The sequence below is a fragment of the Marinomonas spartinae genome, assembly GCF_900089775.1.
GTDB lineage: Bacteria > Pseudomonadota > Gammaproteobacteria > Pseudomonadales > Marinomonadaceae > Marinomonas > Marinomonas spartinae.
Genome location: NZ_FLOB01000026.1, coordinates 1 through 5,513 on the forward strand (window position 1 = coordinate 1; position 5,513 = coordinate 5,513).

The following is a 5,513-nucleotide window of genomic DNA, read 5'->3' on the forward strand; positions in this document are numbered from 1 at the left end:
ATTCCTGCTTTATCAAGATAATTTTTCGACTCATCAGAAATATCCGAAAGTGTTAACTTCTGCGTCATGGAAGCGATAAAACTCTGCAGGTTGGATACGCCAATCATTTTTATCGAAGCGCGCATAAATTTGAGCAGATTTGTCGTCACAGGTTGCGCCGCCAAAACGTCGGCTACAGTAACTTTTCCCAGCCTCAATCTCATCTCTCTTTTTGCGTTCTGCTTCAATATCTGGTTGAACGGCGTCGCGTCGTAACCCAGCTTGGTAAGTTGGATTAAGCACTCCGTGGACAGATTTGTCATTGTGAGCATTTTCATCCCGAAGTTGCGGCTCATTCTGATTCTGAACAGCTTCTTGGGAAGTAGCGACAGCTTGGTTTTTAGTGAGTTGTTCCATTCTTTAGCTCCTAGACCTTTAGCAGCAAGGTCCATATCTGACTTTTTGTTAACGTATTTAGCCACATAGAAACCAACAGCCATATAACTGGTAGCTTTAAGCGGCTCACCTTTAGCATCAACAGGCCACAACCAACCAGAACGTGAAAAAGCGTCCTGCGTGTAGCGAACTGCGATGGGCATACTGTAACCATAAGGCCACGTATTTTGCAAGCTATTTAACTGGCGGCGATTGCGTACCCGACGACCAAAATTAGGGTCAACGCTACCTGTAGGAAGTGTCCGCATAAAGTGCACCGCATGGAAATGAAGACGGCCATTAGCTGTACCATACTCAGGCACACAAAAATACTGATAGCAGTCGGCGTGTGAATCATTAGCCTTGCGACCCTCGGCAGCAAGAACCATACGACCAATATCACGAAAATAGTCACGCAAAGCATTGGGATTATCATAAAACGCCTCTAATCGGTCGTCAGCCAACGTGAGAGTGTCAAAAACGATAAACCAACCATCAGCATGAGCCTGTCGCATTGCATTCATCAAACGCTGAATAGCAAAGCCTCTACGCGATTTCATAGTGGAGGCCTCCAGCAATCTTGAACACTCATCCTTAATACCTTTCTTTTTGGGGTAATTATACTCATCGCGAATATCCTTAAGAGGGCGTTCAGCAGCCAGCTTGCGGCAAAACTGCGTAACCGTCTTCTCGTTCTCTAAAAACCATTTTTCGTCCCCTTCGGGGCGGTGGTCTATAGTGTTATTAATATCAAGTTGGGGGAGCACATTGTAGCATTGTGCCAATTCATCCATTAACTTCTCAGTAACAGATACAAACTCATCACGAACGTCAGAAGCAGCCTTATGGCCGTCAACATACATATCACCATTATCGAACTCAACGCCCTGCATACGAAAAGACAGAATCTCTTCCAAGAGCTTGATGCGGTTATCCATCTGCTTATGGAAGCCAAGCATTGGGGATTGAGAAAGAGTAGAAATGCCACAAGCCTCAATAGCAGGTTTAAGAGCCTCGATACGCTCAAAGTCAAAATAATCAGCGTGACATTCAGAAGGGTAATAAGAACGAACCATAAAAAAGCCTCCAAGATTTGGAGGCATGAAAACATACAATTGGGAGGGTGTCAATCCTGACGGTTATTTCCTAGACAAATTAGAGCCAATACCATCAGCTTTACCGTCTTTCCAGAAATTGTTCCAAGTATCGGCAACAGCTTTATCAATACCATGAAAAATATCAACCACACCAGAAGCAGCATCAGTGACGACATTAGAAATATCCTTTGCAGTAGCGCCAATATGAGAAGAGCCATACCGCTGATTCTGCGTTTGCTGATGAACTAAGTCAACCTCAGCACTAACCTTGCGAGTCATTTCTTTGATTTGGTCATTGGTAAAATACTGACCAGCCGTTTGAGCTTGAGTAAGCATTTGGCGCATAATCTCGGAAACCTGCTGTTGCTTGGAAAGATTGGTGTTTTCCATAATAGACGCAACGCGAGCAGTAGACTCCTTCTGTTGATAAGCAAGCATCTCATTTTGTGCATATACCTGGTCTTTCGTATTCTGGCGTGAAGTCGCCGACTGAATGCCAGCAATCTCTTTTTGAGTCTCATTTTGCATCTCGGCAATCTCTTTCTGATTGTCCAGTTGCATTTTAGTAAGCTCTTTTTGATTCTCAAATCCGGCGTCAACCATACCAGCAGAGGAAGCATCAGCACCAGCACGCTCCCAAGCATTAAGCTCAGGAAATGCAGCAGCAAGATAATCACGAGTATCCTTTCCTTTATCAGCGGCAGACTTGCCACCAAGTCCAACCAAATCAAGCAACTTATCAGAAACGGCAGAAGTGCCAGCCTGCAACGTACCTTCAAGAAGTCCTTTACCAGCTTTAGCCATAGCACCAGAAACAAAACTAGGGACGGCCTCATCAGGGTTAGGAACATTAGAGCCTTGAATGGCAGATTTAATACCAGCATCACCCATGCCTACAGTATTGTTATCGGTAGCAAGCACATCACCTTGAATGCCACCGGAGGCGGCTTTTTGACCGCCTCCAAACAATTTAGACATGGCGCCACCAGCAAGAGCAGAAGCAATACCGCCAGCAATAGCACCAAACATAAATCACCTCACTTAAGTGGCTGGAGACAAATAATCTCTTTAATAACCTGATTCAGCGAAACCAATCCGCGGCATTTAGTAGCGGTAAAGTTAGACCAAACCATGAAACCAACATAAACATTATTGCCCGGCGTACGGGGAAGGACGTCAATAGTCACACAGTCCTTGACGGTATAATAACCACCATCATGGCGACCATCCAAAGGATAAACATCATAGGCAGTCGGGAGGGTAGTCGGAACCGAAGAAGACTCAAAGCGAACCAAACAGGCAAAAAATTTAGGGTCGGCATCAAAAGCAATATCAGCACCAACAGAAACAACCTGATTAGCGGCGTTGACAGATGTATCCATCTGAATGCAATGAAGAAAACCACCATTACCAGCATTAACCGTCAAACTATCAAAATATAACGTTGACGATGTAGCTTTAGGTGTCTGTAAAACAGGTGCCGAAGAAGCTGGAGTAACAGAAGTGAGAACCAGCTTATCAGAAAAAAAGTTTGAATTATGGCGAGAAATAAAAGTCTGAAACATGATTAAACTCCTAAGCAGAAAACCTACCGCGCTTCGCTTGGTCAACCCCTCAGCGGCAAAAATTAAAATTTTTACCGCTTCGGCGTTATAACCTCACACTCAATCTTTTATCACGAAGTCATGATTGAATCGCGAGTGGTCGGCAGATTGCGATAAACGGTCACATTAAATTTAACCTGACTATTCCACTGCAACAACTGAACGGACTGGAAACACTGGTCATAATCATGGTGGCGAATAAGTACGCGTTCTTGCAAATCACCAGAAGGCGGTTCCTGAATGAATGGGAAGCCTTCAAGAAGGTGATAAGCAGGAGAAACATACGAAGGCGCATAACGATACCACTGACCCTCAGCAATCTTAAACTTCTTAGACGAATCACCAGAACGGAAAACATCCTTCATAGAAATTTCACGCGGCGGCAAGTTGCCATACAAAACAGGGTCGCCAGCAATATCGGTATAAGTCAAAGCACCTTTAGCGTTAAGGTACTGAATCTCTTTAGTCGCAGTAGGCGGAAAACGAACAAGCGCAAGAGTAAACATAGTGCCATGCTCAGGAACAAAGAAACGCGGCACAGAATGTTTATAGGTCTGTTGAACACGACCAGAAAACTGGCCTAACGACGTTTGGTCAGTTCCATCAACATCATAGCCAGATGCCCAGAGATTAGAGCGCATGACAAGTAAAGGACGGTTGTCAGCGTCATAAGAGGTTTTACCTCCAAATGAAGAAATAACATCATGGTAACGCTGCATGAAGTAATCACGTTCTTGGTCAGTATGCAAATTAGCATAAGCAGCTTGCAGACCCATAATGTCAATAGATGTGGTAGAAGTCGTCATTTGGCGAGAAAGCTCAGTCTCAGGAGGAAGCGGAGCAGTCCAAATGTTTTTGAGATGGCAGCAACGGAAACCATAACGAGCATCATCTTGATTAAGCTCATTAGGGTTAGCCTCGGTACGGTCAGGCATCCACGGCGCTTTAAAATAGTTGTTATAGATATTCAAATAACCCTGAAACAAATGCTTAGGGATTTTATTGGTATCAGGGTTAATCGTGCCAAGAAAAGCGGCATGGTCAATATAACCAGTAGTGTTAACAGTCGGGAGAGGAGTGGCATTAACACCATCCTTCATGAACTTAATCCACTGTTCACCATAAACGTGACGATGAGGGACATAAAAAGTAAAAATGTCTACAGTAGAGTCAATAGCAAGGCCACGACGCAATGGAGAAAGACGGAGAGCGCCAACGGCGTCCATCTCGAAGGAGTCGCCAGCGATAACCGGAGTAGTTGAAATGGTAATAAGACGACCAATCTGACCAGCAAGGAAGCCAAGATGGGAAAGGTCATGCGGCATACGCTCGGCGCCAGTTTGAATATTAGACATAATTTATCCTCAAGTAAGGGGCCGAAGCCCCTGCAATTAAAATTGTTGACCACCTACATACCAAAGACGAGCGCCTTTACGCTTGCCTTTAGTACCTCGCAACGGCTGCGGACGACCAGGGCGAGCGCCAGAACGTTTTTTACCTTTAGACATTACATCACTCCTTCTGCACGTAATTTTTGACGCACGTTTTCTTCTGCGTCAGTAAGAACGTCAGTGTTTCCTGCGCGTACACGCAAGGTAAACGCGAACAATTCAGCGGCTTTAACCGGACGCTCGACGCCATTAATAATGTTTTCCGTAAATTCAGCGCCTTCCATGATGAGACAGGCCGTTTGAATGTTGACGGGATGAACATAATAAGCAATGACGGCAGCAATAAACTCAACAGGAGCAGGAAAGCGAGGGTATCCTACAAAGTCCAGCGTACCATAAACGCAAGCCTCAACGCAGCGACGAGCACGAGAGCGGTCAGTAGCAATCCAAACTTTGTTACTCGTCAGAAAATCGAAATCATCTTCGGTTAAATCCAAAACGGCAGAAGCCTGAATGAGCTTAATAGAGGCCAAAGCGGTCTGGAAACGTACGGATTGTTCAGTAACTTGACTCATGATTTCTTACCTATTAGTGGTTGAACAGCATCGGACTCAGATAGTAATCCACGCTCTTTTAAAATGTCAACAAGAGAATCTCTACCATGAACAAAATGTGACTCATATCTAAACCAGTCCTTGACGAACGTGCCAAGCATATTAAGCCACTTCTCCTCATCCAACGCGTCAGTTTTTGACAGAATCGTTAGTTGATGGCGAAAGGTCGCAAAGTAAGAGCTTCTCGAGCTGCGCAAGGATAGGTCGAATTTTCTCATTTTCCGCCAGCAGTCCACTTCGATTTAATTCGTAAACAAGCAGTAGTAATTCCTGCTTTATCAAGATAATTTTTCGACTCATCAGAAATATCCGAAAGTGTTAACTTCTGCGTCATGGAAGCGATAAAACTCTGCAGGTTGGATACGCCAATCATTTTTATCGAAGCGCGCATAA

At 44.6% G+C, this 5,513-nt stretch carries 9 protein-coding genes and 1 pseudogene; all 10 read right to left on the reverse strand.

Annotated features, from left to right (window positions below; translation table 11 throughout):
• Window positions 1-33: 33 nt before the first annotated feature.
• Window positions 34-396 (reverse strand): hypothetical protein, encoded by a 363-nt coding sequence (locus MSP8886_RS22865; RefSeq protein WP_000436966.1) that lies wholly within the window; start codon window positions 394-396, stop codon window positions 34-36.
• Window positions 397-488: 92 nt separating this feature from the next.
• A pseudogene (locus tag MSP8886_RS22870) lies at window positions 489-1,517 on the reverse strand (replication endonuclease); the annotation flags it as partial.
• A gap of 36 nt (window positions 1,518-1,553) precedes the next feature.
• A complete protein-coding gene (locus tag MSP8886_RS22875; protein WP_000466547.1) occupies window positions 1,554-2,540 on the reverse strand; it encodes a Minor spike protein in 987 nt (328 codons plus the stop codon).
• Window positions 2,541-2,548: 8 nt separating this feature from the next.
• Window positions 2,549-3,076 carry a hypothetical protein gene (locus MSP8886_RS22880; RefSeq protein ID WP_000487867.1) on the reverse strand — a complete coding sequence of 176 codons (528 nt, stop codon included), beginning with the start codon at window positions 3,074-3,076 and terminating at the stop codon, window positions 2,549-2,551.
• Between the two features lie 110 nt (window positions 3,077-3,186).
• Window positions 3,187-4,470 carry a major capsid protein gene (locus MSP8886_RS22885; protein ID WP_000065572.1) on the reverse strand — a complete coding sequence of 428 codons (1,284 nt, stop codon included), beginning with the start codon at window positions 4,468-4,470 and terminating at the stop codon, window positions 3,187-3,189.
• A gap of 36 nt (window positions 4,471-4,506) precedes the next feature.
• Window positions 4,507-4,623, reverse strand: a complete 117-nt coding sequence (locus MSP8886_RS22890) for a phage DNA packaging protein J (RefSeq protein WP_000033471.1) — start codon at window positions 4,621-4,623, stop codon at window positions 4,507-4,509.
• Entirely contained in the window at window positions 4,623-5,081 is a 459-nt protein-coding gene (locus MSP8886_RS22895; RefSeq protein WP_000084700.1) for a scaffolding protein D, read from the reverse strand. The genes MSP8886_RS22890 and MSP8886_RS22895 overlap by 1 nt, the downstream gene beginning before the upstream one ends.
• Window positions 5,078-5,317: a phage DNA packaging protein C gene (locus MSP8886_RS22900; RefSeq protein WP_016670801.1), complete on the reverse strand. Its 240-nt coding sequence runs from the start codon at window positions 5,315-5,317 to the stop codon at window positions 5,078-5,080. Before MSP8886_RS22900 ends, MSP8886_RS22895 begins: the two co-directional genes overlap by 4 nt.
• A complete protein-coding gene (locus tag MSP8886_RS22905) occupies window positions 5,250-5,420 on the reverse strand; it encodes a bacteriophage K family protein (protein WP_002253904.1) in 171 nt (56 codons plus the stop codon). The genes MSP8886_RS22900 and MSP8886_RS22905 overlap by 68 nt, the downstream gene beginning before the upstream one ends.
• Window positions 5,420-5,513 (reverse strand): hypothetical protein (locus MSP8886_RS22910; RefSeq protein ID WP_503101360.1); only part of this gene is annotated, 94 nt, incomplete at its 5' end. The genes MSP8886_RS22905 and MSP8886_RS22910, both read right to left, overlap by 1 nt.

Coding starts and splice junctions, on each gene's coding strand:
- MSP8886_RS22865 (WP_000436966.1), bottom strand. CDS start 396: ATGGAACAACTCACTAAAAACCAAGCTGTCGCTACTTCCCAAGAAGCT.
- MSP8886_RS22875 (WP_000466547.1), bottom strand. CDS start 2,540: ATGTTTGGTGCTATTGCTGGCGGTATTGCTTCTGCTCTTGCTGGTGGC.
- MSP8886_RS22880 (WP_000487867.1), bottom strand. CDS start 3,076: ATGTTTCAGACTTTTATTTCTCGCCATAATTCAAACTTTTTTTCTGAT.
- MSP8886_RS22885 (WP_000065572.1), bottom strand. CDS start 4,470: ATGTCTAATATTCAAACTGGCGCCGAGCGTATGCCGCATGACCTTTCC.
- MSP8886_RS22890 (WP_000033471.1), bottom strand. CDS start 4,623: ATGTCTAAAGGTAAAAAACGTTCTGGCGCTCGCCCTGGTCGTCCGCAG.
- MSP8886_RS22895 (WP_000084700.1), bottom strand. CDS start 5,081: ATGAGTCAAGTTACTGAACAATCCGTACGTTTCCAGACCGCTTTGGCC.
- MSP8886_RS22905 (WP_002253904.1), bottom strand. CDS start 5,420: ATGAGTCGAAAAATTATCTTGATAAAGCAGGAATTACTACTGCTTGTT.